The organism is Bradyrhizobium pachyrhizi, from assembly GCF_001189245.1.
GTDB classification, from domain to species: Bacteria; Pseudomonadota; Alphaproteobacteria; order Rhizobiales; family Xanthobacteraceae; genus Bradyrhizobium; species Bradyrhizobium pachyrhizi.
In genome coordinates, this window is sequence record NZ_LFIQ01000024.1 from 201,344 (window position 1) to 227,533 (window position 26,190).

Annotated in this window: 26 protein-coding genes, 1 tRNA gene and 1 riboswitch; of the genes, 14 read left to right on the forward strand and 13 right to left on the reverse strand. The window is 65.2% G+C overall.

Translation table 11 applies throughout. The features are described 5' to 3' along the window. The first annotated feature begins 37 nt into the window (after nucleotides 1–37). From pimC to AKL29_RS01790, 3 genes are all read left to right on the forward strand, one after another. On the forward strand, nucleotides 38–1,228 hold the full coding sequence (pimC, locus tag AKL29_RS01780; protein ID WP_050382636.1) for a pimeloyl-CoA dehydrogenase large subunit: 1,191 nt from the start codon (nucleotides 38–40) through the stop codon (nucleotides 1,226–1,228). Nucleotides 1,229–1,394: 166 nt separating this feature from the next. Further along, complete coding sequence (gene pimD / locus AKL29_RS01785; RefSeq protein WP_050382638.1) at nucleotides 1,395–2,540, forward strand: pimeloyl-CoA dehydrogenase small subunit; 1,146 nt, start codon at nucleotides 1,395–1,397, stop codon at nucleotides 2,538–2,540. 149 nt (nucleotides 2,541–2,689) lie between these two features. Next, entirely contained in the window at nucleotides 2,690–3,463 is a 774-nt protein-coding gene (locus AKL29_RS01790) for an SDR family NAD(P)-dependent oxidoreductase (RefSeq protein WP_028338111.1), read from the forward strand. Between the two features lie 276 nt (nucleotides 3,464–3,739). Here AKL29_RS01790 and AKL29_RS01795 read toward each other — a convergent pair whose 3' ends face one another. Next, on the reverse strand, nucleotides 3,740–4,933 hold the full coding sequence (locus AKL29_RS01795) for an O-succinylhomoserine sulfhydrylase (protein WP_050382640.1): 1,194 nt from the start codon (nucleotides 4,931–4,933) through the stop codon (nucleotides 3,740–3,742). A 76-nt stretch (nucleotides 4,934–5,009) separates the two neighbouring features. After that, nucleotides 5,010–5,089, reverse strand: a riboswitch (SAM riboswitch). Between the two features lie 134 nt (nucleotides 5,090–5,223). On the opposite strand from AKL29_RS01795, the gene AKL29_RS01800 reads away from it, so the two are divergent. The 3 genes from AKL29_RS01800 to AKL29_RS01810 all read left to right on the forward strand — a co-directional run bounded on the left by AKL29_RS01800 (nucleotide 5,224) and on the right by AKL29_RS01810 (nucleotide 9,340). Further along, entirely contained in the window at nucleotides 5,224–6,330 is a 1,107-nt protein-coding gene (locus tag AKL29_RS01800; RefSeq protein WP_028334559.1) for a 2'-deoxycytidine 5'-triphosphate deaminase, read from the forward strand. A 388-nt stretch (nucleotides 6,331–6,718) separates the two neighbouring features. Continuing rightward, the gene (locus AKL29_RS01805; protein WP_028334560.1) at nucleotides 6,719–7,768 is read left to right on the forward strand and encodes a hypothetical protein; all 1,050 of its coding nucleotides are present in this window, start codon (nucleotides 6,719–6,721) and stop codon (nucleotides 7,766–7,768) included. Between the two features lie 129 nt (nucleotides 7,769–7,897). Further along, the gene (locus tag AKL29_RS01810; protein ID WP_050382642.1) at nucleotides 7,898–9,340 is read left to right on the forward strand and encodes an MATE family efflux transporter; all 1,443 of its coding nucleotides are present in this window, start codon (nucleotides 7,898–7,900) and stop codon (nucleotides 9,338–9,340) included. A gap of 388 nt (nucleotides 9,341–9,728) precedes the next feature. On the opposite strand, the gene AKL29_RS01815 is transcribed toward AKL29_RS01810, so the two are convergent. From AKL29_RS01815 to AKL29_RS01830, 4 genes are all read right to left on the reverse strand, one after another. Further along, complete coding sequence (locus tag AKL29_RS01815) at nucleotides 9,729–10,139, reverse strand: SRPBCC family protein (RefSeq protein WP_028334562.1); 411 nt, start codon at nucleotides 10,137–10,139, stop codon at nucleotides 9,729–9,731. A 127-nt stretch (nucleotides 10,140–10,266) separates the two neighbouring features. After that, complete coding sequence (locus AKL29_RS01820; RefSeq protein ID WP_016843721.1) at nucleotides 10,267–10,626, reverse strand: VOC family protein; 360 nt, start codon at nucleotides 10,624–10,626, stop codon at nucleotides 10,267–10,269. Between the two features lie 55 nt (nucleotides 10,627–10,681). Next, nucleotides 10,682–11,521 (reverse strand): helix-turn-helix transcriptional regulator, encoded by an 840-nt coding sequence (locus tag AKL29_RS01825; RefSeq protein WP_050382644.1) that lies wholly within the window; start codon nucleotides 11,519–11,521, stop codon nucleotides 10,682–10,684. Between the two features lie 9 nt (nucleotides 11,522–11,530). Beyond that, entirely contained in the window at nucleotides 11,531–12,109 is a 579-nt protein-coding gene (locus AKL29_RS01830; protein WP_050382646.1) for a methylated-DNA--[protein]-cysteine S-methyltransferase, read from the reverse strand. Nucleotides 12,110–12,187: 78 nt separating this feature from the next. Here AKL29_RS01830 and AKL29_RS01835 point away from each other — a divergent pair, with 78 nt between their 5' ends. The 4 genes from AKL29_RS01835 (at nucleotide 12,188) to AKL29_RS43180 (ending at nucleotide 14,551) form a co-directional block, all read left to right on the forward strand. Beyond that, entirely contained in the window at nucleotides 12,188–13,816 is a 1,629-nt protein-coding gene (locus tag AKL29_RS01835) for a glycosyltransferase family protein (RefSeq protein WP_244481676.1), read from the forward strand. Nucleotides 13,817–13,922: 106 nt separating this feature from the next. Next, nucleotides 13,923–13,996: transfer RNA gene (locus AKL29_RS01840), tRNA-Gly, on the forward strand. An 88-nt stretch (nucleotides 13,997–14,084) separates the two neighbouring features. Further along, entirely contained in the window at nucleotides 14,085–14,336 is a 252-nt protein-coding gene (locus AKL29_RS40095) for a DUF3551 domain-containing protein (protein ID WP_080667104.1), read from the forward strand. 41 nt (nucleotides 14,337–14,377) lie between these two features. Beyond that, nucleotides 14,378–14,551 (forward strand): hypothetical protein, encoded by a 174-nt coding sequence (locus AKL29_RS43180; protein ID WP_167350363.1) that lies wholly within the window; start codon nucleotides 14,378–14,380, stop codon nucleotides 14,549–14,551. 365 nt (nucleotides 14,552–14,916) lie between these two features. Here the strand turns inward: AKL29_RS43180 and AKL29_RS01845 are convergent, their stop codons facing one another. Then, entirely contained in the window at nucleotides 14,917–15,936 is a 1,020-nt protein-coding gene (locus AKL29_RS01845) for an LLM class flavin-dependent oxidoreductase (RefSeq protein ID WP_050382648.1), read from the reverse strand. A 248-nt stretch (nucleotides 15,937–16,184) separates the two neighbouring features. Between AKL29_RS01845 and AKL29_RS01850 the strand changes: the two genes are divergently transcribed. Both AKL29_RS01850 and AKL29_RS01855 read left to right on the forward strand, forming a co-directional pair. Next, a complete protein-coding gene (locus AKL29_RS01850; RefSeq protein WP_050382650.1) occupies nucleotides 16,185–17,351 on the forward strand; it encodes an NADH:flavin oxidoreductase/NADH oxidase in 1,167 nt (388 codons plus the stop codon). Between the two features lie 36 nt (nucleotides 17,352–17,387). Then, nucleotides 17,388–18,317 carry a dihydrodipicolinate synthase family protein gene (locus AKL29_RS01855; protein ID WP_050382652.1) on the forward strand — a complete coding sequence of 310 codons (930 nt, stop codon included), beginning with the start codon at nucleotides 17,388–17,390 and terminating at the stop codon, nucleotides 18,315–18,317. A 6-nt stretch (nucleotides 18,318–18,323) separates the two neighbouring features. Here AKL29_RS01855 and AKL29_RS01860 read toward each other — a convergent pair whose 3' ends face one another. From AKL29_RS01860 to AKL29_RS01890, 7 genes are all read right to left on the reverse strand, one after another. Continuing rightward, nucleotides 18,324–19,493, reverse strand: a complete 1,170-nt coding sequence (locus tag AKL29_RS01860; protein WP_050382653.1) for a cytochrome P450 — start codon at nucleotides 19,491–19,493, stop codon at nucleotides 18,324–18,326. Nucleotides 19,494–19,601: 108 nt separating this feature from the next. Beyond that, a complete protein-coding gene (locus AKL29_RS01865; RefSeq protein WP_050382655.1) occupies nucleotides 19,602–20,399 on the reverse strand; it encodes a helix-turn-helix transcriptional regulator in 798 nt (265 codons plus the stop codon). A gap of 163 nt (nucleotides 20,400–20,562) precedes the next feature. After that, nucleotides 20,563–20,925 (reverse strand): nuclear transport factor 2 family protein, encoded by a 363-nt coding sequence (locus AKL29_RS01870; protein WP_050382657.1) that lies wholly within the window; start codon nucleotides 20,923–20,925, stop codon nucleotides 20,563–20,565. Between the two features lie 94 nt (nucleotides 20,926–21,019). Beyond that, complete coding sequence (locus AKL29_RS01875) at nucleotides 21,020–21,340, reverse strand: cupredoxin domain-containing protein (RefSeq protein ID WP_167350364.1); 321 nt, start codon at nucleotides 21,338–21,340, stop codon at nucleotides 21,020–21,022. 11 nt (nucleotides 21,341–21,351) lie between these two features. Continuing rightward, nucleotides 21,352–21,873: a DUF4142 domain-containing protein gene (locus AKL29_RS01880; protein WP_028334573.1), complete on the reverse strand. Its 522-nt coding sequence runs from the start codon at nucleotides 21,871–21,873 to the stop codon at nucleotides 21,352–21,354. Nucleotides 21,874–21,968: 95 nt separating this feature from the next. Further along, the gene (locus tag AKL29_RS01885) at nucleotides 21,969–22,658 is read right to left on the reverse strand and encodes an RNA polymerase sigma factor (RefSeq protein ID WP_050382661.1); all 690 of its coding nucleotides are present in this window, start codon (nucleotides 22,656–22,658) and stop codon (nucleotides 21,969–21,971) included. Nucleotides 22,659–22,751: 93 nt separating this feature from the next. Then, nucleotides 22,752–23,660 (reverse strand): LysR family transcriptional regulator, encoded by a 909-nt coding sequence (locus AKL29_RS01890; protein WP_050382662.1) that lies wholly within the window; start codon nucleotides 23,658–23,660, stop codon nucleotides 22,752–22,754. A gap of 107 nt (nucleotides 23,661–23,767) precedes the next feature. Here AKL29_RS01890 and AKL29_RS01895 point away from each other — a divergent pair, with 107 nt between their 5' ends. Together AKL29_RS01895 and AKL29_RS01900 are read left to right on the forward strand one after the other, a co-directional pair. Then, nucleotides 23,768–24,832, forward strand: coding sequence for an aromatic ring-hydroxylating dioxygenase subunit alpha (locus AKL29_RS01895; RefSeq protein ID WP_050382664.1), 1,065 nt, complete (start codon nucleotides 23,768–23,770; stop codon nucleotides 24,830–24,832). 350 nt (nucleotides 24,833–25,182) lie between these two features. Beyond that, nucleotides 25,183–26,178, forward strand: a complete 996-nt coding sequence (locus AKL29_RS01900) for an alpha/beta fold hydrolase (RefSeq protein WP_050382718.1) — start codon at nucleotides 25,183–25,185, stop codon at nucleotides 26,176–26,178. The last annotated feature ends 12 nt before the right edge of the window (nucleotides 26,179–26,190 follow it).

A 26,190-nucleotide genomic window follows, 5' to 3' on the forward strand; every position in this document is an offset into this window, starting at 1 on the left:
GAACAAGACGTTAGGTTTCGCTCAAAAGGAGGATCCGATGGATCTCGCTTTCACCAAGGAAGAGATAGCGTTTCGCGAGGAGGTGCGGGAGTTCTTCAAGAACAACGTGCCGCCGGAGACCCGGCGCAAGCTGCAGGAAGGCCGCCATCTGTCGAAGGACGAGATGGTCACCTGGTGGCGCATCCTCAACAAGAAGGGCTGGGGCGTCACCCACTGGCCGAAGGAATATGGCGGCACCGGCTGGAGCACCGTGCAGCACTATATCTTCAACGAGGAGCTGCAGTCCTATCCGGCGCCGCAGCCGCTCGCCTTCGGCGTCAGCATGGTCGGCCCTGTCATCTACACCTTCGGCAACGAGAAGCAGAAGAAGGAATATCTGCCGCGCATCGCCAATGTCGACGACTGGTGGTGCCAGGGCTTCTCGGAGCCGGGCTCGGGTTCGGACCTCGCGTCGCTGAAGACCAAGGCCGAGCGCAAAGGCGACAAGTGGATCATCAACGGCCAGAAGACCTGGACCACGCTCGCCCAGCACGCCGACATGATCTTCTGCCTCTGCCGCACCGATCCGGCCGCGAAAAAGCAGATGGGCATCTCCTTCATCGTGTTCAGCATGAAGTCGAAGGGCGTCACCGTGCGCCCGATCCAGACCATCGACGGCGGCCATGAGGTCAACGAGGTGTTCTTCGACGACGTCGAGGTGCCCTACGAGAACCTGATCGGCGAGGAGAACAAGGGCTGGGATTACGCCAAATTCCTGCTCGGCAATGAGCGTACCGGCATCGCCCGGGTCGGCGTGTCGAAGGAGCGGCTGCGCCGCATCCGCGCGCTGGCCTCCAAGGTCGAGGCCGGCGGCCGTCCGGTGATCGAGGATCCGGCGTTCCGCGAGAAGCTCACGGCCTGCGAGATCGAGCTGAAGGCGCTCGAGCTGACCCAGCTCCGCGTCGTCGCCGACGAGGGCAAGCACGGCAAGGGCAAGCCCAATCCGGCGTCCTCCGTGCTCAAGATCAAGGGCTCGGAAATCCAGCAGACCACGACCGAGCTGTTGATGGAGATCATCGGTCCGTTCGCCGCGCCCTATGACGAGCACGGCGATGCCGGCTCGAACGAGAGCATGGATTGGACCGCGCAGATCGCGCCGAGCTACTTCAACAACCGCAAGGTTTCGATCTACGGCGGCTCCAACGAGATCCAGCGCAACATCATCAGCAAGGCGGTGCTGGGGCTGTAAGCCGCACATTCAGCTGTCGTCCCCCGCGCAGGCGGGGGACCCAGTACGCCGCGGCGGTCAGAATTCCCAATGATGGCCGCCGAGTACTGGATCCCCGCTTTCGCGGGGATGACGATCGGGGATCTGGGCAACAGCAGTGCCCGCTTGATTTTGGAGAGATGGTAAAATGGATTTTGATCTGTCCGAGGAGCAGCGGCTTCTCAAGGAAAGCGTCGACGGGTTGCTGGCGGATGCCTACGACTTCGATGCGCGCAAGAAGTACATGAAGGAGAAGGGCGGCTGGAGCAAAGCCCTCTGGGGCAAGCTCGCCGAGCAGGGCCTGCTTGGCCTGCCCTTCGCGGAGATTGACGGCGGCTTCGGCGCCGGCGCGGTCGAGACCATGATTGTGATGGAAGCGCTCGGCAAGGCGCTGGTGGTCGAGCCTTATCTCGCCACCGTCGTGGTCGCCGGCGGTTTCCTGCGCCATGGCGGCTCGGCCGAGCAGAAGGCCAAGTACATTCCCGGCATCATCGACGGCAGCAAGACCTTCGGCTTCGCGCAGCTCGAGAAGAACTCGCGCTACGATCTGTTCGACGTCGTGACCACGGCCAAGAAGAAGGGCGACGCTTACGTGATCGACGGCGAGAAGTTCGTCGTGCTCAACGGCGAGAACGCCGACACGCTGATCGTGACCGCGCGCACCAAGGGCGGCCAGCGCGACAAGACCGGCATCGGCGTGTTCCTGGTTCCTGCGGATGCCAAGGGCGTCACCAGGAAGGGCTATCCCACCCAGGACGGCCTGCACGCGGCCGACATCACCTTCACCAATGTCGAGGTCGGTGCTGACGCTGCGATCGGCGATCCCGAGAACGGCCTGCCCCTGATCGAGCGCGTCGCCGACGAAGCCCGTACCGCGCTGTGCGCGGAAGCGGTCGGCGCGATGGACGAGTCGCTGAAGGAGACGGTCGAGTACATCAAGACCCGCAAGCAGTTCGGCGTTGCGATCGGCTCGTTCCAGAGCCTGCAGCACCGTGCCGCCGACATGTTCGTGGCGCTGGAGCAGGCCCGCAGCATGTCGATGTTCGCCACCATGGCGTCGGACTTCGACGATGCCAAGGAGCGTGCGTCAGCGGTCGCCGCCGCCAAGGTGCAGGTCGGCAAGTCCCTGAAGTTCGTCGGCCAGCAGTCGATCCAGCTTCACGGCGGCATCGGCATGACGATGGAGGCCAAGATCGGCCACTACTTCAAGCGGCTGACCATGATCGAGAACACGCTCGGCGACACCGACTATCACCTCCGTCGCGTCAGCGAGGGCGGTGGGCTGCTGGCGTAAGTTGTCTCCGTCATTCCGGGGCTCGCGAAGCGAGAACCCGGAATCTCGCGCCACAACCTCCGGATTCCCCCGATGCGCGATTGCGCATCTGAGGTTCGCGACTGCGTCGCGCCCCGGAATGACGTGCCAATAACAGGGAAACAACAACAATGAAAAACACCCCGTTCGACCTCACCGGCCAGGTTGCGGTCATCACCGGCTCGAGCCGCGGCATCGGCCGCGCCTCGGCGGAGCTGCTCGCAAAGCTCGGCGCCAAGGTCGTGATCTCCTCGCGCAAGGCGGATGCCTGCCAGGAAGTCGCCGACGGCATCAAGAAGGCGGGTGGCGATGCGCTCGTCATCCCCTGCAACATCGCGCGCCGCAACGAGGTCGAGGCGCTGGTCTCGGGCACGATCAAGCATTACGGCAAGATCGACATCCTGGTGTGCAACGCCGCGGTGAACCCGTATTACGGCCCGCTGCTCGACATCACCGACGAGGCCTTCGACAAGATCATGGGCTCGAACGTCAAGAGCAACATCTGGCTGTCCGCGCTGGCGATCCCGCAGATGGCCGAGCGCGGCAAGGGTTCGGTCGTGATCATCTCCTCGATCGGCGGCCTGCGCGGCTCGACCGTGATCGGTGCCTACGGCATCTCCAAGGCGGCCGACTTCGCGCTGTGCCGCAGCCTCGCCGGCGAATGGGGGCCGAAGGGCGTGCGCGTCAACTGCGTGGCGCCGGGCCTGGTGAAGACCGATTTCGCCCGCGCGCTGTGGGAGGACCCGGACAATCTGAAGCGCCGCACCGCATCGACGCCGCTCCGCCGCATCGGCGAGCCCGACGAGATCGCCGGCGCGGTGGCCTATCTCGCCTCCGATGCGTCGACGTTCATGACCGGCCAGACCATCGTGGTCGACGGCGGCGTCACCACGGCGGCGACGTAAGGTCAATCGCTCTAAAGCATGATCCGGAAAAGTGCGAAGCGGTTTTCCGAAAAGATCATGCTCAAACAAAAGGCCAAAGCGCGATGACGATTCAACCTAATCTCATCGCGCTTTAAGAGATAGCGCGCAATCGTCCCACGATCTCGTCATGCCCGGCCTCGTGCCGGGCATCCACGTCTTTGGCGGTTGCTGCGAGCAAGACGTGGATGGCCGGGACAAGCCCGGCCACGACGACGCCGAAAGAACGGCGCACGCCGCCCGCGAGAGGCGTTTGCCTCAAACCTGCTCCAGCGCGCGCTCGAAGTCCTCGATCAGGTCGTCGGGATGCTCCAGCCCGGCCGAGAAGCGAATGAAGCCTTCGCTGATACCGAGTTCGGCGCGGGCCTCCGGTGCCAGGCGCTGATGCGTCGTGGTCGCGGGATGCGTGACCAGGCTCTTGGCGTCGCCGAGATTGTTGGAGATGCGCGAGATCTTCAGCGCGTTGAGGCAGCGGAAGGCGCCGGCCTTGCCGTCCTTCACCTCGAAGCCGACCAGCGTCGAGCCGGCGCCCATCTGCTTCTTCACCGTCTCGGCCTGCGGATGATCGGGGCGGCCGGGATAGACCAGCCGCGTGACCTTCGGATGCTTGGCCAGCGCCTCGGCGATCTTCGCCGCGTTCTCGGTCTGGGCGCGAACGCGGACGCCGAGCGTCTCCAGCCCCTTCAGCAGCACCCAGGCGTTGAACGGCGACAGCGATGGCCCGGTCTGGCGCATGAAATTGTGGATGTGCTCGGCGATGAAGGCCTCCGACGACAGGATGACGCCGCCGAGGCAGCGGCCCTGGCCGTCGATATGCTTGGTCGCGGAATAGACCACGACGTCGGCGCCGAGCGACAGCGGGCTCTGCCAGATCGGCGTCGCGAACACATTGTCGACGATCAGCCGGGCGCCGCCGCCATGCGCGATCTTGGCGATCGCGCCGATGTCGAGCACGTCGAGCGTCGGATTGGTCGGGCTCTCCAGGAAGAAGGTCTTGGTGTTCGGCCGCAACGCGCGCTGCCACTGGTCGAGGTCGAGGCCGTCGACCAGGGTCGTCTCGATGCCGTAGCGCGGCAACAGGTCCTGCACCACGTAGAGGCAGGAGCCGAACAGGGCCTTCGAGGCCACCACATGATCGCCGGCCTTCAGCGGCGCGAGGATCGCGGTGGTCACCGCGGCCATGCCGGTCGCGGTCGAGCGCGCGGCTTCCGCGCCCTCGAGCTCGATCATGCGGCGCTCGAACATCGCGATGGTCGGGTTGGAATAGCGCGAATAGATGAAGCCGGGGTCCTGGCCCTTGAAGCGCGCCTCGCATTGCTCGGCGGTGTCGTAGACGTAGCCCTGGGTGAGAAACAGCCCTTCCGACGTCTCCCCGAATTGCGAGCGCAGCGTGCCGCCATGGACGAGGCGGGTTTCGGGACGAAAGCGGGCCGTGGTTTCAGATTCAGACATGTGACCTCCGAGGTGGCCATTTCCTCTGGAGAATGGCCACAAAAAAACCGGCCTGGAGCAACCTCCACAAGCCGGGATCACACTGTCCCCGGCCTGTTTAGCGACTTATTTAACGTGGCTGCAAGCCGGCCGGCTCAAATCACCACGGGATAAGTGCAGCTGATATTCCCTCGCGCCCTTTCCGTCAAGACGGTCATCGGATAACCCGTAAAAGCCCATATTTTGGGGCTTGATGGCCGCCTGGAGTATGATTTTTGGGCCATCTCGAGGGATCGCCGAGGGACCGCATCGTGTCGTTCACGCTGGAAGATGAATCCAACGGAATCCTGCCCGACCGCATGATCGCGGAGATGGCGGAGGCCGGCCTCATTCTGCCCGCCTATGACTTCGTCGAGAGCCAGATCCAGCCGGCCAGCCTCGATCTGCGCCTTGGCGACATCGCCTACCGGGTCCGCGCCAGCTTCCTGCCGGGCCCCGATGCCACCGTCGCCGAGCGGATCGACCAGCTGAAGCTGCACGAGATCGATCTGTCCGACGGCGCGGTGCTGGAGACCAACTGCGTCTACATCGTGCCGCTGCTGGAGAGCCTGGCGCTGCCGCCGGAGATCGTGGCCGCGGCCAACCCGAAGAGCTCGACCGGACGGCTCGACGTCTTCACCCGCGTGATCGCCGACGGCACCCGCCGCTTCGACATGATCGGCGCCGGCTATCACGGCCCGCTCTACGCCGAGATCAGCCCGAAGACGTTTCCCGTGCTGCTGCGCGAGGGGTCGCGGCTCAGCCAGGTCCGCTTCCGGATCGGCGAGGCGACGTTGACCGCCGACGAGCTCGATGCGCTGCATGCCGCCGAGCGGCTGGTCGATATCGACGATGCCGATCTCACCCATGGCGTTGCGCTTTCCGTCGATCTCTCCGGCGAGAGCTCGGGGGGCTTCGTCGGCTATCGCGCCAAGCGCCATACCGGCGTGGTCGATGTCGATCGCCGCGGCGGCTATGCGGTCGACGATTTCTGGGAACCGATCAAGGCGCGGCCCGACGGCAGTCTCATCCTCGATCCCGGCGAGTTCTACATCCTGGCTTCGAAAGAGGCGGTGCAGGTGCCGCCGGACTACGCCGCGGAGATGGTGCCGTTCGACCCGCTGGTCGGCGAATTCCGCGTCCACTATGCCGGCTTCTTCGATCCCGGCTTCGGCTATGCCGGCGCCGGCGGCAAGGGCGCGCGCGCCGTGCTGGAGGTGCGCTCGCGCGAGGTGCCGTTCATCCTCGAGCATGGCCAGATCGTCGGCCGCCTCGTCTATGAACGCATGCTCGAGCGTCCTGATGCGCTCTATGGCCAGCGCATCGGCTCGAACTATCAGGCGCAGGGCCTGAAGCTCTCCAAGCATTTTCGCGTCTAATTCCGTTTCGCGCGCGTGTAATTCCGCGCGCCGGATTTCGCGTCATTCTCCGCCGTCATTCCCCGCGAAAGCGGGGAATCCAGTACGCCGCGGCCTCTCCATCGACAACGTCTGTCTCTGGAATACTGGATCGCCCGATCGAGTCGGGCGATGACACCGAATATGTGTCTGGTTGCGTCGCGCCTATGCCGATGACACACTTCCAGAAGCTCTCCAAGGATTTCGGGTGCAATTCCGTTTCGCGCGCGTGTTCCGTAGCCCGGATGAAGCATAGCGAAATCCGGGACGCTGCATACGCGCATTGAGCTGCCCCGGATTGCGCTTCGCTCCATCCGGGCTACGATTGCGCATGCGAGCTCGCCTCGCCAACAACAGCCAGGGAGCGAACATGACCGCAGGCGAAAGCGCACAGGAAGCGCAATGGCGGAAGTGGCGCGGCGTCGCCGATCTCTATCATGCCTTCTTCACCGGGCTGATCCTCACCGTGGTCACGCGGCGCGGCACGACTGACGCCGCGGAGTTCGTCTTCCGCGTGTTTCGCCGCCAGCAGCAGGAGCGCTTCCTGCCCGGCTTGAAGAAGCTCGGCCTCGACGGCCTGCCGCCGGCGGTCGCGGCCGCGCAGTATCATTACCTCTCCAACTGGATCGGCGGCGTGCATGTCGAATACATGTACGAGACCGACCGCAAGGCCTGGATTCGCTATCCGCCGCCGCGCTGGATCTGGAAGGGCACGGCGATCTGCGGCGTGCCCGGCGAGGTCTCGCGCGCGATGCTGCGCGGCTGGCACGCCAACAACGGCGTCGCGCTCGGGGATTTGCGGCTCGGCTTCGTCTGCACCAAGCAGAGCGTCGACGGGCAGGACGGGCTTGAGGGCTATTATTGCGAATACGATCATCCGCTCGAGCTCGATCAGCGCCTGGTGTTCGCGCGCCATCTCGAGGCGCCGCCGTTCGATCCCGGGACCGCGCCGGCGCTGCCGGTGGACAGCTGGCCGAAGCCGCGGCTGGAAAAGGCCTATCGCAACTACGCGATGGAATATGTGAAGACGGCCGCGCCGGTCATCGTGCAGGTGTTCGGCCCGGAGGATGCGAGCTATCTGCTGCATCTCACCGGCAAGCTGATCGGCATGCAGTATTACGACGAGGTCGCGCAGGCGCTCGGCGGCAGCCGTGGCCGTACCACGGAATTTGCCGCATTCCTGCGCACTCTCTTCGAGTCGCAGGACGATGTCGCTGACATCACCGAGTCCGAGGGCCAGTTCGAAATCCGCCAGCAGGGCTGGAAGCTGATGGCCGACGTCGCCGATTATCATCCGGCCTGCGCCAGCGTGCTGACCGGCCTGTTCGAAGGGCTGGCGGCCGGCTGCGGGCGGCATATTCCGGTGCATCTGAAGCCGAATAGCACCGCCGGCGCACCGTTCGTCTGGTCGATCGGCTAGCGCCAAGGTTCATCCGGGTTCACCTGCAATCGCGCAGGCCCCCCTTGCGTCCCGCGCACGTGGATTCCGCCGTTGCCATGGTAGGGAAACACCATGGCGCGGCTCCCCAGATCGCGCGTGGGAGTAGAAATGTCCGATCTCGGCCTCGCCGAAATACCTGTTGACGAACAAGAGCGGCCGCTGCCGCCGCCGGTGACCAAGCCGGCGCGCAATGCGCTGCTCGACGGGCCGATCCTGCGCACACTTCTGTGGCTCGCCTGGCCGAATGTGATCGCGCTCTCCGCCGGCACCTGCGTCGTCATCGCGGAGACTTCGTATATCGGCCGGCTCGGCGTCGAGTCGCTTGCGGCGATGGCACTGGTGTTTCCCTGCGTGATCCTGACCATGACGATGTCCGGCGGCGCGATGGGCGGCGGCGTGGCATCCGCGATTGCGCGTGCGCTCGGTGCCGGCGAGATCGAGCGCGCCTCGACGCTCGCGATGCATGCGCTGCTGATCGGCCTGACCTTTGGTTTGACGTTCATGCTGGGCATGCTGATCTTCGGTCCGCGCCTGCTCGAACTGCTCGGCGGCCGCGGCAATGTGCTGGCGCAGGCGATCGCCTATTCGCAGGTGTTCTTCGGCGGTGCGATCCTGCCCTGGCTGATGAACACCATGGCCGGCATCCTGCGCGGCACCGGCAACATGAAGCTGCCGTCGACCATGATCCTGTCGTCCGCGGTGTGGCAGATCATTCTGGGCGGCACGCTCGGGCTCGGTCTCGGGCCGGTGCCGCAATTCGGCATGCGCGGCGTCGCCGCGGGTTCGCTGATCGCCTATTCGATCAGCATCAGCGTGATGGGCTGGTATCTGTTCTCGGGCCGCGCCCGCGTGAAGCCGAAACTCAAGGGGCTGCGCGTGCAATGGGCGATGTTCATCGACATCCTCAAGGTCGGCGCGGTGTCCTGCTTCTCGCCGCTGCAATCGGTTCTGACGATCTCGATCTTCACCCACATGCTGGCGCAGTTCGGCACCGCGGTGCTCGCCGGCTACGGCATCGGCGCGCGGCTCGAATTCATGCTGACCTCGGTCGCCTTCGCGGTCGGCATCGCCTCGGTGCCGATGATCGGCATGGCGGTCGGCGCGGAGCGCGTCGCGCGGGCCCGGCGCATCGCCTGGACCGCGGGCACGGTGTCGTTCCTTGCGGTCGGCGTGGTCGGCAGCTTCATCGCCGTCTTCCCCGATCTCTGGGTCAACCTGTTCACCAGTGATCCGCACGTGCGGGCGACCAGCCATCAATATCTCGCGACCGCCGCGCCGATGTACGCGTTCATCGGCCTTGCGATGTCGATGTATTTCTCCTCGCAGGGTGCCGCGAAGGTGCTGGGTCCGGTGCTGGCGCAGACCGCGCGGCTGATCTTCATCGGCGCCGGCGGCTGGTGGCTGTCGACGCATGAGGCGAGCGCGCAGAACTTCTTCGCACTCGCCGCCGCCTCGATGGGCGTGCTCGGCGTGCTGTCCTGCCTCAGCGTGATCCTGACGCGCTGGGGCAAGTCGGCGCCGGTCGCCGAGCCGCAGCCGGCGCTATCTTGAACCGCCGAAAGTGCCGTCTCGGCTCTCACACCGTCATCCTGAGAGGATGTGCATGCATTCAGCGTCGTCCTGGCGAAAGCCAGGACCCATTACCCCAACCGCTTGTTGTTATGCGACGCTGGGGCCACTATCGCACGCTCAATCGAATTCGGTGGTTATGAGTCCTGGCTTTCGCCAGAACGACGGCGTGGGGAGGCCGCTCGCTACAATTCTCATACCGTTATCGCCGCGCAAAGGCGACCTTTGCGCGGGAGTGACGGTGATAAAGTTTCCGGCCGCTAAAGCATGATCCGGAAAAGTGCGAAGCGGTTTTCCGAAAAGATCATGCTCAAACAAAAGGCCAAAGCGCGATGACGATTCAACTTAATCTCATCGCGCTTTAGCCCTGCTACGCTGCGTTCTTCGCCGATTTGGCCATCGCGGCTTGCATCGCCGCCGCGCCGAGGTCCATCTGCGCGTCCATGTATGGCGCGACCTCGTGCGGCAGCACGTCGGCGATCCACACCACCCGGCAGCGCGCGTCGCCCTCGGCGAACACCTGCACCGAGGCGGAATGCTGCTTCAACCGTTCGCTGCTGATCGCATAGACCAGCCGTTGCCGCTTGTCGTCGCAATCGACCAGCGTCTCGCGGGCCACGGTGCCGTTGGCGAAGCTGACGGTGCGAACGTCGCCATCAAGCTTGGTGTCGGTCACGAAGCCCGGCACCAGCCGCGTATGCAGCGCGCCGAAATCGCGCAACGCGTCCCAGACATGATCTGCCGGCGCGTCGATCGGGATGTCTTTGTAAATGGAAGCCATGAGGTTGAGTCCTTTCTGTCGCATTTGAAGGACCGTCATTGCGAGCAAAGCGAGGCAATCCACCTCACAGCGGTATGCAAGAATGGATTGCTTCGTCGCTTCGCGCCTCGCCATGACGGGTTGAGGCTCAGGTCGACACCGCCTCGACATTGTTGCCGTCGGGGTCGAGCAGGAATGCCGCGTAATAGGTCGGGCTGTAGTCCTTGCGGTGGCCCGCCGCGCCGTTGTCCTTGCCGCCGGCTTTCAGGCCTTCGGTATGGAATGTCTTGATCGCGTCATGGCTCGGCGCGCGGAACGCAACGTGCGCGCCGCCTTGGGCCTTGCCCTTGTGCAGATGCAGCCAGAGCGCGGGCTCGCCCTTCGGGCCGAAGCCGGCACCGCTGTCGTCGCGCGAGCAGAGCACGAAGCCGAGTGGTGCCAGCACCGCGGTGTAGAAGCGGACACTGGCGTCGAGGTCGGCGACGCGCAATCCGATATGGTCGTACATGGGAAATCTCCAGTCGCTAAGCGCATCGAAAGACGCGCGGACCGGAGCAGCCTAGCTATTGCAGCGCGAGACGTTCTTGGAAAATCTTGCGGTCGCCGCGCGAGGCCTGGCGGAACTTCAGCGGCGAGGCACCGGCGGCGCGGTGGAAGCTGCGCACGAAATTGGAGAGATCGCCGAAGCCGACGTCATAGGCAATGTCGGTGACCGGGCTGTCGTCATCGGCGAGCCGCCGCGCCGCATGGCGCAGCCGCGAGCGCACGAGATATTGATGCGGGGTCACGCCGAGCACGGCGGAAAACAGCCGCAGGAAATGGAAGGTGCTCAAGCCGGCCTGCTCCGCGGTATCGTCGAGGTCGATCTGATGGTGTGAATTGGCGTCGATCCACAGCGCGGCCTCGACGGCGCGGCGGCGATCGCGCAAGCCCGCGGTGAGAGGCTTTGCCTTGCGGTCGGACACCAGCTCGACAAGGCGGCTGGTGAGGAGGTGGCCGATCTCGTCGAGACCGACGTCGCTGTTGCCAGCTGCCGCCGTTTGCGCGAGCTCGCCGATCACCATCAGTTCCGGCAGCGGCGGCACCGACCCGACCTGCCAGATCGCCGCGCGGTCGCCGATGGTCTCGACCAGCTCCGGGTCCAGGAAGAACGACAGGCATTCGTCGCCGACCACGTGGTCGTGCGTGCAGGTATATTCGTCGCCGGGATGGCCGACCAGGATCGAGCCTGCCACCAGCTCATGGAAGCGGCCGCGGCAATGGCAGCCGAAGCTGCCGCTGCGCACATAGGACACCGAGTGGCAGGCGAACTGCTCGGCGAACGGCTCGTCGCCGGGTTCCGCCGTACAGCGAAACTCGTTCACCGTGATGCGATCGCGCTGCAGCAGCGTGGTTCGGACCATACCCGGGATTTAAGCTTGCGGCCGGAGTCGTGCAACGGGCAGCAGCACATCAAAAAGGGTCTTGCTGGTGGTCGGCTGGGCGCCCTCGATCGAGAGCAGCCGCCGCTTCGAGATGCTGCCGCCGTTCGGCGAGATCCGGTCGGCATAATTGCCCGCCTCGAGCACCCGGTGGCAGGGCACCATGAGCATGAAGGGATTGCGGCCGAGCGCCTGTGCCACCGAATAGACCGCGCCGGACGCGCGCAAGGCGCTCGCCACCTCGTCATAGGTCCGGGTTTCGCCGCGGGGAATGGTGCGGACAAACTGATAGACGCGCGCGTTGAATGCCGGAATGCCGCTCATGTCGAGCGCAACGCCGGCAAGCTCACCATTGCCGCCGCGCAAGGTCGCGGCGATGCCCTCGATCGCGACAGCGACCTCTTCAGGAGGCCGCATCTCGCGCGCGTCAGGATAAAGCTTGAATAGTCGCTTGCGGGTCTCGATCTCGCGCAGCTCGGGAAGCTGCACGCCGGCCACGCCGAGCTCGCCCCACGCGATACCGCATCGGCCGATCGCCGTGTCGAAAATGGTGTACCCACGCCCCGCCATGACGCCACCAGCCCCCATGCGCGCGATCTTAACATCGTCGCTGGCGCGCGCATCCGGAATCTTGACGTTCGGTTAAGCATGCCGTGGCGCGGTTGCGCGCGGGCCGGCGAGCCTCCGGTCACGCATCTTAAAGGCTTTGCCCGCTATCTGGTCGTCAGCATGCTGCTCCACGGTACGATCGGCGGAACGATGACCAGCACCGGCGCGGATGCGGCGCGCGGCAGCACCGCCGTGGCCGGGACATCGACCGGGCGTCTTCATCCGCTGTTCGCATTGTTGTTGCTGGCATTGGTCCTGCGCCTTGCGGCCGCGCTCTGGCCCAACGTGATGTATCCGGACGAGATCTTTCAATATCTCGAGCCGGCGTGGCGGATGCTCGGTCATGACGGCATTTTGACGTGGGACTGGCGCGAAGGCATTCGCGGCTGGTTCCTGCCGACATTGCTGGCCGGGCCGGTCGCGGTGGGCGGCTTGATTGCGCCGGGCGGCGAGGGCGCTTTCCTGGTGCCGCGCCTGGTCGCCGCATCTGCGTCACTGTCGATCGTGGTCAGCGCCTGGTTCTTTGGTGCACGGATCTCGCGAACCCATGCCATCGTCGCGGCGTTCGCTGCGGCAGTCTGGTTCGAGTTGATCCTGCTCGCGCCGCACACATTGGGCGAGCCGTTGGCGACGGCGCTGATCGTGCCGGCGGCGCTGCTGGTGACCAGCCGTCCGTCGCGGCGGCATCTTGCGATCGGCGGCGCGTTGCTCGCCTTTGCCTTTGTCTGCCGCTTCCAGTATGCGCCGGCCATCGCCGTGCTTGCGCTCGGCGCCTGCTGGATGCGTTGGCGAAACCTGATTCCCTTGATCGCGGGCGGTCTCGCCGCGCTGATGCTCTCCGCCGCGATCGAGCTTGCGCATGGCGCCGTGCCGTTCGCCTGGCTGATCGGCAACATCAGGGAAAACCTGCTGCACGATCGCGCGACCGAGTTCGGCGTGACGCCCCCTTCGGCCTATCTCGTCAACTTCCTGATCGTGTGGTCGGCGGCGATCGTATTGCCGCTCGCCGCGATCTGGCGCGGCGCGCGCCATGCGCCGCTGTTGCTGGCCGTGGCGCTGGTCAACCTCGTCTTCCACAGCCTGATCGCGCACAAGGAATACCGCTTCGTCTTCCTGTCGGTGGCGCTGTTCATCATCGTCGCGGCGCTGGGATCGGCCGATTGGGTGCAATGGCTGCGCGCAAAACCCGGGTGGCGCCGCTGGGCGTTGCCGATCGTGACCGGCGGCTGGGCCTTGCTCTCGGTCACGCTCGCCGGCGCCAGCGAAGGGATGCGCGACTACTGGACGCGTGGTGTCGGCGCGGCGCGGCTCGCCGCCGAACTGCGCAGCGATCCGCAGATGTGCGGCCTTGCACTTTACAATGTTCGTTTCCAGCTGTTGCCGGGTCGCGAACGATTGGTGGGGGCGGTGCCGCTCTATGCGCTCGAGCCCGCCGATCCGCTCGCCGAGCTCATGCTGCCGCCGCTGTTGCAGGCGACCAGGCCGGCCTTCAACCGTATCCTTGCGCGGCCCGCGGCCGCCGGTGATCTGCCGGCGGATTTTTCAAGGCAAAGCTGTGCCCGCGTCGGCATCGCCGATGCCTGCATCTATGCACGAAGCGGCACCTGCGACGCATCCGCCGCCACGGCTTTTGTCCTCAATGACGTGCTCGTGAGGATGGGCCATTAGCGGGGCGGTGCGGCGATCGGCTTCAATGCGCGCTTGATCCGCTGGCTCCGCCCGGGCTATGGTCCGGCCGGTCGCACCGTAGGGTGCGACCTCAAGCATTGAGATCGCGGGCGTAGTTCAATGGTAGAACGGCAGCTTCCCAAGCTGCATACGAGGGTTCGATTCCCTTCGCCCGCTCCAGCCTTCAGGCAAATGTCGCGGGACAGTTTGTCGGCAAGGCACCGTTTGTCGGCAAGGCAATGTATTTCGCGACAGCAGGAGACGTGACGTGAGGTTGCTTGGAGCGCTGCTGCTTGCGCTAGGGGCGCTTTGGATGACAAGGCCGGCATCCGCGCAAATGTATGATCCGCGCTATCCCGTCTGCATGCATGTTTACGGTATGCTGGTCGGCGAGCGCATGGACTGCGTCTTCACGTCGCTGGAACAGTGTCAGGCCGGCGCCGTTGGGCTTCCGGCAACCTGTCTGGTGAACCCCTATTATGCGCCGAGATCGGCGCGTCCTCATCGGCCTGAACGATGACCTTTCCGGCCGTATCGCGAGCGTTGATTTGAGATCAGTGCATGGCATGGTGGTACTACGCGCTCTTCGCGATCGTTCTGCTCGGATGTTGTGCATTGGTGGTTCGCGCCCGTCGCGGCAGCAATACGCGAGAAGATGAGGAGCTGAACCGGCGGATCGATGAGCGCGTCGAGCGGCTCGATCTGACTCGGCGCAATCGCGACAGGGATTCCTGATCGAGGGAATCCGCGTGGCAATCCAGCCAGCTTCGGGCGATCATCCCGGGATATTACGGCGATCTGTTCACGCAACGTGCGCGCCTAACGAACCGTACTCAACCTGTTCTTCTCACAACGCGCAGTTATGTTTCCGTAGTTCTCCGCGTTTGAGAACGAAGTTCCGCCGGAACGATGTCGCGGGTTCCGGCATTGGTCGAATAGAGCCGACCGACCTCCGGCGAGAACGGTCGGTTCAAGCCCGCGTCCGGCCGTTCCCTCTCAACAGCCCCCCTAGAAGACGGCCGGCGCGGGTCCTTATCCCTGTCGTGCTCGATGTGACGAGCCTGCGCGCCGGTCGAGTATCGCTGACATTCGCGATGGATTTAGCGCCAGCCCAAAGCGGGTGCGATCTGGGTCAAGATCGTCTCGATCACATGCGCGTTGTAGTCGACGCCGAGCTGATTGGGGACGGTCAGGAGCAAGGTATCGGCCTCCGCGATCGCCTCATCCGTCTTGAGCTGCTCGATCAGCCTGTCCGGCTCGGCGGCGTAGCCGCGGCCGAAGATCGCGCGCGTCCTCTCGTCGATGAAGCCGATCTGGTCTTCCTCCTGTCCGTTGCCGAAATAGGCGCGGTCGCGATCGTCGACCAGCGCGAAGATGCTGCGGCTCACCGAGACCCGCGGCTCGTGCGTGTGCCCGGCTTCCTTCCATGCGGCGCGATAGGCCCGGATCTGGGCGGCCTGCTGGATGTGGAAAGCCTCTCCGGTCTCGTCGTTCTTCAGCGTCGAGCTCTGCAGGTTCATTCCGAGTTTTGCCGCCCACACCGCGGTGGCGTTCGAGCCGGCGCCCCACCAGATGCGCTCGCGCAGGCCTTCCGAGAGTGGTTCGAGCCGAAGCAGGCCGGGAGGATTGGGAAACATCGGCCGTGGATTGGGCTGCGCAAATCCCTGGCCGCGCAGCATGTCGAGGAAGATCTCGGCATGACGCCGGCCCATGTCGGCGTCGGTCTCGCCCTCGCCCGGTTGATAGCCGAAATAGCGCCAGCCATCGATCACCTGCTCGGGCGAGCCGCGGCTGATGCCGAGTTGCAGGCGCCCCCTCGCGATCAGGTCGGCCGCGCCGGCGTCCTCGACCATGTAGAGCGGATTTTCGTAGCGCATGTCGATCACGGCGGTGCCGATTTCGATCCGGCTGGTCCTGGCGCCGACGGCCGCCAGCAGCGGGAACGGCGAGGCCAGTTGGCGCGCGAAGTGATGGACGCGAAAATACGCGCCGTCCGCGCCGAGCTCTTCGGCCGCGACCGCAAGGTCGATGGATTGCAGCAGCACATCCGCGGCTGAGCGGGCCTGCGACTGCGGCGAGGGCGTCCAGTGCCCGAACGAAAGGAATCCGATTTTCTTCATGCCGGCAATGTAGGGATGTCCGCGACGAATTGCGATCCGTGGATGTGACCCAGGGATGACTGAAAGTGTTTACCAGCCGGGAAATTGTTCTGCGGCAAATGTTGCGGGTTTTGCAGATCGCGCCGTTGCGCAAGTGCTGCATGCGTGCAGGTCTTGCCGCCTGCGCCGCGGCATGACTTGCGATCTCGGGACGCGCCGCCTAGCTTTCCGCCACGATTTCTCCCGCCAACACCTTTCCGCAGGTCCCGATGTCGCAGCCGCTTCTGTTTCAGCCGATCACGCTTCGCGGCGTGACCTCCCGAAACCGCATCCTGATCTCGCCGATGTGCCAGTATTCGGCGACCGACGGGCTCGCCAATGACTGGCATCTCGTGCATCTCGGCAAGTTCGCCCAGGGCGGCGCCGGGCTCGTGATGGTCGAGGCCGCAGCGGTTGTCGCCGAGGGCCGCATCACCCATGGCGATGTCGGCATCTGGAACGACGAGCAGATCGCGCCGCTCGAGCGGATCGCCGCTTTCCTCAAGGACAATGGCGCGGTGCCCTCGATCCAGCTCGCGCATGCCGGTCGCAAGGCCAGCATGCAGCGTCCCTGGTACGGCAATGCCGCTCTCGATGAGGCCGATCGCGCTCGCGGCGATCTGCCGTGGCGGACGGTGGCGCCGAGCGCGATCCCGATGGAAGACGGCTGGCTGATGCCGCACGCGCTCGACCTGGCCGAACTCGCCGCGCTGCGCGAGCAATGGCGGCGCGCCACCTTGCGCGCGGTTGAGGCCGGCTTCGAATTCGTCGAGGTGCATTGCGCGCATGGCTATCTGCTGCACGAATTCCTCTCGCCATTGTCGAACCGCCGCACCGATGCCTATGGCGGCGACCGCGCCGGGCGGATGCGCTATCCGCTCGAGATCATCGAGACCGTGCGCGCGGCCTGGCCGGCGGAGCGGCCGCTGGCGGTGCGGATCTCCTCGGTCGACGGTATCGACGGCGGCCTGACGCTCGAGGACCAGGTCGCGTTTGCCCGCGAAGCCAGGGCGCGCGGTGCCGATTTGATCGATTGCTCGTCGGGCGGACTGCTCGGCTCGGCGACCGCGGCGCGGATTCCGCGCGGCTACGGCTTTCAGGTGCCCTATGCCGATGAGATCCGCCGCGCCGCCGGCATTGCGACCATCGCGGTCGGCCTCATCCTGCATCCGCAGCAGGCCGAAGACGTCCTGGCCAAAGGCCAGGCCGATCTGGTCGCGATCGGCCGCGAGGCGCTGTTCGATCCGAACTGGCCGCTGCATGCCGAGCTGGCGCTCGGCGGTGGAGGCGGCGAGGTGTTCGCGTCCTGGCCGAAGCAGTATGGTTGGTGGCTGGAGCGGCGCGAGCCGGGCCTGCGCCGGCTCGATGGCCCGCCGCTGCCGTTCCGCCAGAGCTGACAAGAAAATCCGACAACAACCTGGGAGGTCGTTACCATGACATCAGTCGCAAAGCGCCCCTATCGCGGCGTCTTCCCCGTGGCGCCGACCATCTTTGACGCCAACGGCAATCTCGACCTCGAAGGACAACGGCGATGCGTCGACTTCATGATTGACGCCGGCTCCCACGGCATCTGCATCCTCGCCAATTTCTCCGAACAGTTCGTGCTGACCGACGCCGAGCGCGAGACCGTGATGCATACGGTGCTCGAGCATGTCGCCGGCCGCACTCCCGTCATCGTCACCACGACGCATTTCTCCTCGGCGGTCTGCGCGGCTCGCAGCCGCGAGGCGGAAGCTGCCGGAGCTGCCATGGTCATGGTGATGCCGCCCTATCACGGCGCGACCTTTCGCGTCGGCGAGCCGGGCATCTATGAGTTTTATCGGGTGGTGTCGGATGCCATCAACGTCCCGATCATGATCCAGGACGCGCCGGTGGCGGGCACGCCGCTCTCGGTGGATTTTCTGGCGCGGATGGCAAAGGAACTCGCCAACATCAGGTATTTCAAGATCGAGGTGCCGATGGCGGCAAACAAGCTGCGCAGTCTGATCGAGAAGGGCGGCGCCGAGATCGAGGGGCCGTGGGACGGCGAGGAGGCGATCACGCTGATGGCCGATCTCGATGCCGGCGCCACCGGCGCGATGACCGGCGGCGGCTATCCCGACGGCATCCGCCAGATCATGGATCCGTTCTTCGCCGGCCGGCGCGACGAGGCCATGCAGGCCTATGCGCGGTGGCTGCCGCTGATCAATTACGAAAATCGCCAATGCGGGCTGCAGGCCTGCAAGGTGCTGATGCGCGAGGGCGGCGTCATCAAGTCCGAGGCGGTGCGCCACCCGCTGCAACCGCTGCATCCGGCGACCCGCGCGGGGCTGATCGAGATCGCGCGGACACTCGATCCGGTCGTGCTGCGCTGGGGACGGTAACGAGGCTTACGCGTCCCACGTCACCGGCAGATCCAGGAGGCCGCGGAATGCCCAGCCGCCGATCCGCGCCGGCTGGTGCGCGATCAGGCGCAGATTCTTCAGCCGGTTGAAGATCGCGGGCAGCGCGACGTCGGCGACCATGGCGCGCGAGGCCCAGGCGCCGGCGCAGAAATGCGGTCCGGCACCGAACGCGATGCTCTTGCTGGCGTCGCGGCGCACGTCGAACGCGTCGGGCCGGTCGAAATGCTTCTCGTCGCGGTTCGCCGAGCCGAACATCAGGAACACGCGCTCATTGGTCTCGAAGGCGACGTCCCTGATCGTCCAGGGCTTTGCGATCCGCCGCGGCGACATCCCGATCGGCGAGATCCAGCGCGCATATTCCTCGAACACCTGCAGCCACGGGATCGCGCCGGTCGTCGCCAGCGCGAGCTGGTCGGGATGGGTCAGCAGCGCCCATACCGTGCCGGCGATCGCATCGCGCGGCTCGTTCTGGCCGCCCGAGATCGCAAGCTTGATGTTGGCGCGCACGCTCTCCATCGGCATGTCGGTCTGCAGCATCACGCCGAGCAGGCTGAGGTCGGGCGTCTTGCGCAGCCCAGGGACCATGTCGTCGATCGCGGCATCGATCCCGGAGGTCGCCGCATGGCAGCGCGCCTCGATCGCGGGATCGCCGACATAATTGGCGATGCCGTCGATCATCCCCTGCGACCACGCATTCATGTCCTGGAAGCGCATATTGGTGAGGCCGGTGATCGACTTCAGGCATTCGGCCGAGAACGGCAGCGCGAAGGCCTGCACGAAATCGACCACGCCGTCCGGCTTCAGTTCGTCGAGGATGCGCGTCGCGTGTGCTTCGAACTGCGCCGTCCAGTGCGATCTGACGGTTTTCGGCGAGATCGCCGGAAAGATCGCCTTGCGCTCGTTCATGTGCGCATCGCCGTCCTTGCGCATCATGTTGTGGCCCATCAGCTTGTTCATCAGCCCCTCGGGCTGGTGCGACGAGAACACGTCGATCTGCTTCTCGGAGATGAAGATGTCGTCGCGGCTGCACAGCAGCGTGCTGCCGAGTTGCGGCACGAAGGCGATCGGCGCCTCCTTGCGCATGCGCGCCAGCGCCGGGTAGGGATCCTGCCAGAAGGCGGGGACGTCGATGTCGAAATGGGGCGCGGTGCTCACGAGTGATCTCGGTTTGGCCTCGGGTTTTCGGGCCGAGCATAGGCCGGGCGGCGCGGCCCGTCTGTCCCCACCGCTGGGGACAGCGGGAGACCACCGCCCGGAGCGCGCTCAGTTCAGCTGGCGCGCCGAGGCCATCAGGCGCAGCGCGATCGCGAACAGCTCGTTCTGCGAGGAGATGCCGAGCTTGTCATAGGCGCGCTTGCGATAGGTGAGGGCGGAGTGCAGCCCGATGCCGAGCTCGGCGGCGATCGCTTCCGAGCTGAGACCGGAGAGGATGCGCAGGCAGACCTCCTGCTCACGCCCGGTCAGCCTGGCGAGCGGCTCAGCGGTTGCAAACAAGGTCTTCAACCGCTCGATCGGTTCAACATCCGCTGCCGGGTCGCGCTGGAAATGCCGCGCCACGGCCGCCGTCAACGCCGGCGCGACCGCGGCCAGGCGCGCGATCTGCTCGCGGCTGAAGCGGCCTTGCGCGGTGATCTGGTAGAAGTTGACATAGAAGCAGGTGTCGCCGGTCCAGATCGCGGAGGCGAACTTGTCGACGATGTCGGAGTCGTCGAAGAAGATCTTGCGGTAGCCGTCGCTGTACATGCGGCGGGCAAAATTCGGCAGCACGATCGGCGCGGCCTGCGTCCGCCCCTCGAACACCGCATCGCGGTTCGGGTCGGCCTGATGGAAATGTTCGGAATAGGCGATCCCGAGGTCGCGCCCGGTCGGGATGTTGCCGACATCGAGCAGGCACGCGGCGGTCCGCGGGCCGGTGAACGAGAACACCATGCAGTGACCGACACCGGCGACGCGGCGCAGCGCGCCGATCAGGGCCTGCGGAAAGCTGTCGCGGCCGATCGCCAGCAGCGCCGGCGTGATGTCGCTGACGACAGAAGTCTTGAAGGCGTAATCTGCCTTCATGGCGTCCTCCCTGTGTTTCGGGAAGACTAGAGCCTTTTCCGTTCCGATGGAATCGGAACGGGGCTCTCGATTCCTTGTTTTGACGCGTTTTCTTGACGCGAACCGGTATCCACTTCGCTCGAAAACGCTCTGGCAGCGACATCGCCGGCGCGGAAGCGGCGCCTCAGGCGCCCGGCACCTGGTCGAGGAAGCCGGTGATGCTCCTGATCCGGCCGTCCTTCAGCATGGCGAAGTCGGTGCCCTTGATCGGGCTGTCGACGCCGTCGGGTCCGAGGCCCCAGGAGAATCGGACATGGTCGCCGAAGCCGTTCGGCTCCCCGATCAGCTTGAAGCGGAAGTCCGGAAACTTCTGCTGCACGCCGGCGATCAGCGCGTCGACGCCCTCTTGGCCGTCGCCGCTCATCAGCGGATCGACATAGCGCGCATCGGCGGTCCAGTTCTCGCTCAGCATCTCGCGGCGCCGGCTCGGCGTCCGCTCGTTCCAGAGATCGATATAGCGGCGGGCGATGGCGGCATGGTCGGTCATGGTGCTCTCCTTCGATAGTGCCGGACTGTGCGGCGGTCCGGACTATCGAAGGTTCGCGTGCGCCGATCGATTACCTCCGAGGTCATCGCGCAGGCTATGGTGCGATGGTCAGCACCGCCTTCATGTTGGGATGGTAGCGGCAGTAATAGTCGACCGTGCCGGCCTTGGTCAGGACCGACTTGACCGTCTTCTTCGGCGCGATCGTCACGTCGAATTCGCCGTTCTTCGCGGTGGCGGTGTGGGCCAGCACGTCCTTGTTGACCCATTCGATGGTGTCGCCGACCTTGGCCGACACCTCGGCCGGCGAGATCACCATATTCTCCATCACGATCCGGATGGTGGCCGCATGCGCCGGGACGGCCATCGCGCCGAGCGCGAGCAAAGCCAGCGTTGCGAGACAGCGTCCTGGCAACATCGCGCGCCTCCTCACTTCAGGCCGGCGGCGACGTGTTCGGCATGCTGCTGGTGGCCCTGGAAGATCTTCAGGCCGGTCTGCAGCAGGCTCTTCAGCTCGGGATTGCTGGCCGAGGGGATCAGCTGCGTCTCCAGCGCGGTGTTGACTGCCTTGTGGTAGGCGATCTCGTTGTCGATATAGGCCTTGTCATAGGCGGCGCCCTTCAGCTTGCCGAGTTCGGCGAGCTTGTCGGCCGCCTGCTTCGACAGCGCCTTGCTGGTGTCGTTGTCCTCCGGCGTCACCTTCAATTTCTTGACGAGGTCGAGCGCCTGCTTGTTCACCGCCTCGTGGTCGCGCGCCATGTCCTTGGCGAACGCCTTGATCTCCTTGTTGGAGGCCTTCTCTTCCGCCTGCTTGGCGGCATTGATGTCGATCACACCGGCCGTATAGGCGATGTGCGCGATCTGCGGATCGGTCGGCTTTGCGCCCTGCGCCAGCGCAGCGCAGTTGAGAAGGCTGAGCGCGGCGACCGCGATACCCAATCGAACGAACATGGCTTGAAACTCCTGTTGAGCCGGGCGTAGCGCGCGGCGCGTCGTTGCTTGCACAGGAGTTGGATGGTGCGGGCGAGCAGAGGTTCCCGAAAAATTCAGGCCGTGGCGCGGAGCCGTTTCAGAACCGCCTCGGTCAATCGCTCGCAGCGCTTGCCCGCGAAGGGGAAGGCCTCCATGACGACGGGGCCGATCTTCCGCTCGACATTGTCGCGCAGCATGGTCCGGGCGCGATGCAGGCGGGTCTTCACGGTTTCCGGCTTGAGGCCGAGGATCTCAGCGGTCTCCTCGACATTCATGCCCTCGATCACGCGGGTGATGAAGACGAGGCGGAACGCCTCCGGCAGCTCGTCGATCGCGTGCTCGACGACGTGCTGGATCTCACGCTGGGCCATGGATTTTTCCGGATCGTCCGTTGACGACAGGGGGAACTGGATGATCTGGGCTTCAGGAGCGCCTTTCGGCAGATCGGACCATTCGACGCTGCTGTGCCTGCGGCGCAGGCGGCCGAGCGCCTCGTTCATTGCGATCCGCGACAGCCAGGTCGAGAGGCTGGAGTCGCCGCGGAACTGGTCCAGATGGGTAAAGGCGCGCACATAGGCGTCCTGAACCACGTCCTCGGCCTCGTGGTCGTTGCGCAGGATGCCGCGCGCCAGCCGGAACAGCCGGCGATTATTGGCCTGCATGATGGCGCGGATTGCGGCCTCGTCGCGGGCGCGCGCGCGTTGCACCAGCTCGGCATCGTCCGAGCGGATCGGCGGCAGGGACGTTACATGGGCCTGGCGCATGGCGGGATCGCCCTCACTGTTGGCGGAATAATACCATTGGATGCCGACCGGCCGTACAGGTTCCCGGGAAAATGGTGATCGGCCAAAAAGACCCTACGGCCTGATATAGGCCTCCGGATCGCCGCGTGCATGCGCCTCCATCGCGTCGAGGAAGCAGCGCACCTTCGCCGGGACAAATTGCCGCGCCGGCAACAGCGCGTGCACGTTGAGCGGCTCGCAGGCATGGTCCGGCAGCAGTCGCCGCAGCTGGCCGGCCGCGACGGCGGTGCGAGTGTAGCTCGCGGTGACCCGCAGCACGCCATGACCGGCGAGCGCGGCCTGCAGGCGGACATGGGCATTCGAGCTGGTCAGGCGCGCGCGATCGACCGCGAGATGCTCGATCGCGCCGCCGGGAGCGGTGATCGCCCAGGGCGGATCGCTGGGGCCGGTCAGCAGCGGCAGCTTTCTCAGATCATCCAGCGTGCGTGGCTCGCCGAGCTTGTCGAGCAGCGCGGGTGCCGCGAACAGACCGCGCTCGAGCGTGAAGACGCGGCGGATCACGATGCCGGCCGACGGCAGCGGCGCCTCCAGCATCGCGAACACGATGTCGTAGTTCTCGGCGATCGGGTTGACGATGTCATGCTCGACGTCGATCCGGATCGAAAGCTCCGGATAGCGGCCCATCACCGCGCAGGCGACCGGCCCCGCATGATGCGCGCCGAATTCATAAGGCGCCTTGATGCGCAGCGTGCCCGCCACCGCGCTCGACATCGCCAGCGCCTCGCTGTGGGTGTCGTGCAGCGCCGCGAACAGCGGGCGCACCTTGCGATAGATGGTCTCGCCGGAATCGGTCAGCCGCAGGTGCCGGGTGGTGCGCTCGATCAGCCGCAAACCAAGCTTGGCTTCGAGACGCTGCACCGCAGCACTGAGGCTCGATTTGGGATGGCCAAGCACGCGCGCGGCCGCGGTGAAGCCGCCATGCTCGACAACCTCGCAAAACAGCTCCCAGTCGCGCCACTCCATGGCCGATTGTCCATCCACCGGTACAGTGTGTCCAGCCAAATCGGATTATCCCGGTGACCGCAATCACCTAACCTCGTCGCAACCAAATCTTGCATCGGGAGGGTGAGATGGCTGACGACGGAATTTTCCTGCGCAACACCTGGTACGTGGCGGCGTGGAATCACGAACTGATCGACGGCAAGATGGTCGCGCGCACCATCCTGGAACGGCCGATCGTGCTCTATCGCGGGTCGAGCGGGAAAGTCGTCGCGCTGGACGACCGCTGCTGCCATCGCGCCGCGCCGCTCTCGATGGGACGCGTCGAGGGCGACGACATCAGGTGCATGTATCACGGCATGAAGTTCGCGGCCGACGGCAAATGCATCCAGATCCCCGGGCAGGACACCATCCCCGCCAAGCTCGGCGTGCGCAGCTATCCGGTGGTCGAGCGCTACAATCTGATCTTCATCTGGACCGGCGATCCCGAGAAGGCCGATCCGAAACTGATCCTCGACTATCCGCCGCTCGAGGATCCCAGATGGCGCGGCCTGCCGGGTTACATGCACTACAAGGCCAACTGGCTCCTGATCGTCGATAACCTCAGCGACTTCGCGCATCTCGCCTTCGTGCACACCAACACGCTCGGCGGCTCCGAGGAGTATGCCTACAAGACCAAGCCGGTCGCGATCGAGAAGCTGGACGACGGTTTCCGTGTCGAGCGCTGGCACATGGGCGCCGAGCCGCCGCCCTACCACAAGAAGGTGATAGCGAACAAAACCGACAAGATCGACCGCCGCAATATCGGCCGCATGATCGTGCCCGGCATCTTCACGCTCGACACCACGTTCGCGCCGGCGGGGCAGGGCGTCGAGAAGGGCGTCCAGGTTCCGGGCACGCGGTCATATCGCAACGCGCAGTTCATGACGCCGGAGACGCGCTCGACCACGCATTTCTTCTGGAATTACCTGCACGATTTCGACATCGACAACCCGAACATCGCACTGTCGCTGCGGCACAGCCTCGAGGAAGGGTTCAACGAGGACAAGGATATCATCGAGGCGCAGCAGCGCGTGTTCGACGCCGATCCGGACTATCAGCTGCTCGCGATCGGCGCCGATGCGCCGCTGACCTATTTCCGCTGGCTGTTCGCGCGCAAGCTCGAGGCGGAGAAAGGCACGGCACGCGCCGCCTAGTCCGCTGAAACGACGGCTTTTGCTGCTTGGCAGCAAACCGCGCCGGGGTCGCGAGATCGTGACATCCCGGCGTGGCTGCCGTTGCAGCCGGTTTGGCGTAAACTGATCCGACCCGAATTTGTCGGTCCTTGATCAGCGTGAAGGTGGTCCGCGTTGGCCAGACTATCCCGGTAGCGATCAATCGGTGAATGAGCTTGCCCGAAAAGACGAATCGATCGGATCGAAGTGCGAGCACCAGCTGGGCGCAGGACGCCTGGCTATGGCCGTTTGAAGCCGCGCGATTGGCGCTGGACATCTACTCGCAGTGGTACCCCATTCGTGCGCCCGAGCCCGCAGATTCGCCGGGCGAAGTGGCGGCGCTGCCCTGGACGACAGCCCATTCGGTCGCGCTTCAGCTGCCGTCGATGTGCCTGCTGGATTTCTCAAGAGCGGCCGAAGGCCGGCCGCTGCTGGTCTGCGCGCCCTATGCGCTGCATCGCGCGCAGATTGCGGATCTTGCCCCCGGCCACAGCCTGATGGAGGCGTTGCAGAAGGCTGGCGTTGCGCGTCTCTATCTCACGGATTGGCGCTCGGCGGCACCGGAGATGCGATATTTCTCGATCGACACCTTTCTGTCCGATCTCAACGTGGCCGTCGACACGATCGGGCCGCCGGTCGACCTTGCAGGTCTCTGTCAGGGCGGCTGGCTGTCGTTGCTCTACGCGGCGCGCTTTCCCGGCAAGGTACGGCGGCTTGTGCTTGCCGGCAGCCCGGTCGACGTCTCGGTATCGTCGGAGCTTTCCCGGATGGTCGCCTCGCTTCCACCGCAAGGCTTCGAGGCGCTGGTCCGTCAGGGGGGTGGGATCATCAGCGGCAAGCATATGCTGCAGGCCTGGAGCATCCCGTTCACCATGCGTGACGCGGAAGCGGCGCTGCAGAGGCGGCTCGATCGCAAGTCGGAGGATGCGCGGGCGTTGCTCGATCGCTTCACGCGCTGGAATAGCGAGACGCTCGATCTGCCGGGCACCTACTACCTCGAAGTGACCGACTGGATCTTTCGCCAGAACCGGATCGCGGCTGGAGACTTCCTCGCGCTTGGCTGCAAGATCGATCTCGCTGCCGTCAAGCAGCCCGTCTTCGTGCTCGCCGCAGAGAACGACATCGTTGTTCCGCCCGACCAGGCATTTGCGACAGCGCGGCTCTTGGCCACGCCGCCCGCGTGGCTGCAATGCCATACCGAGCCGTGTGGTCATCTCGGACTGTTCATGGGCTGCAAGGCTCTCGCCGGTTCATGGCGCCGGATTGCCCGCTGGCTTCAGTCCGATCTCGGTGAGGCTGCCGGCGAGCGCGCGCGGATCAGCGCGTGAGTGCAAGATGAA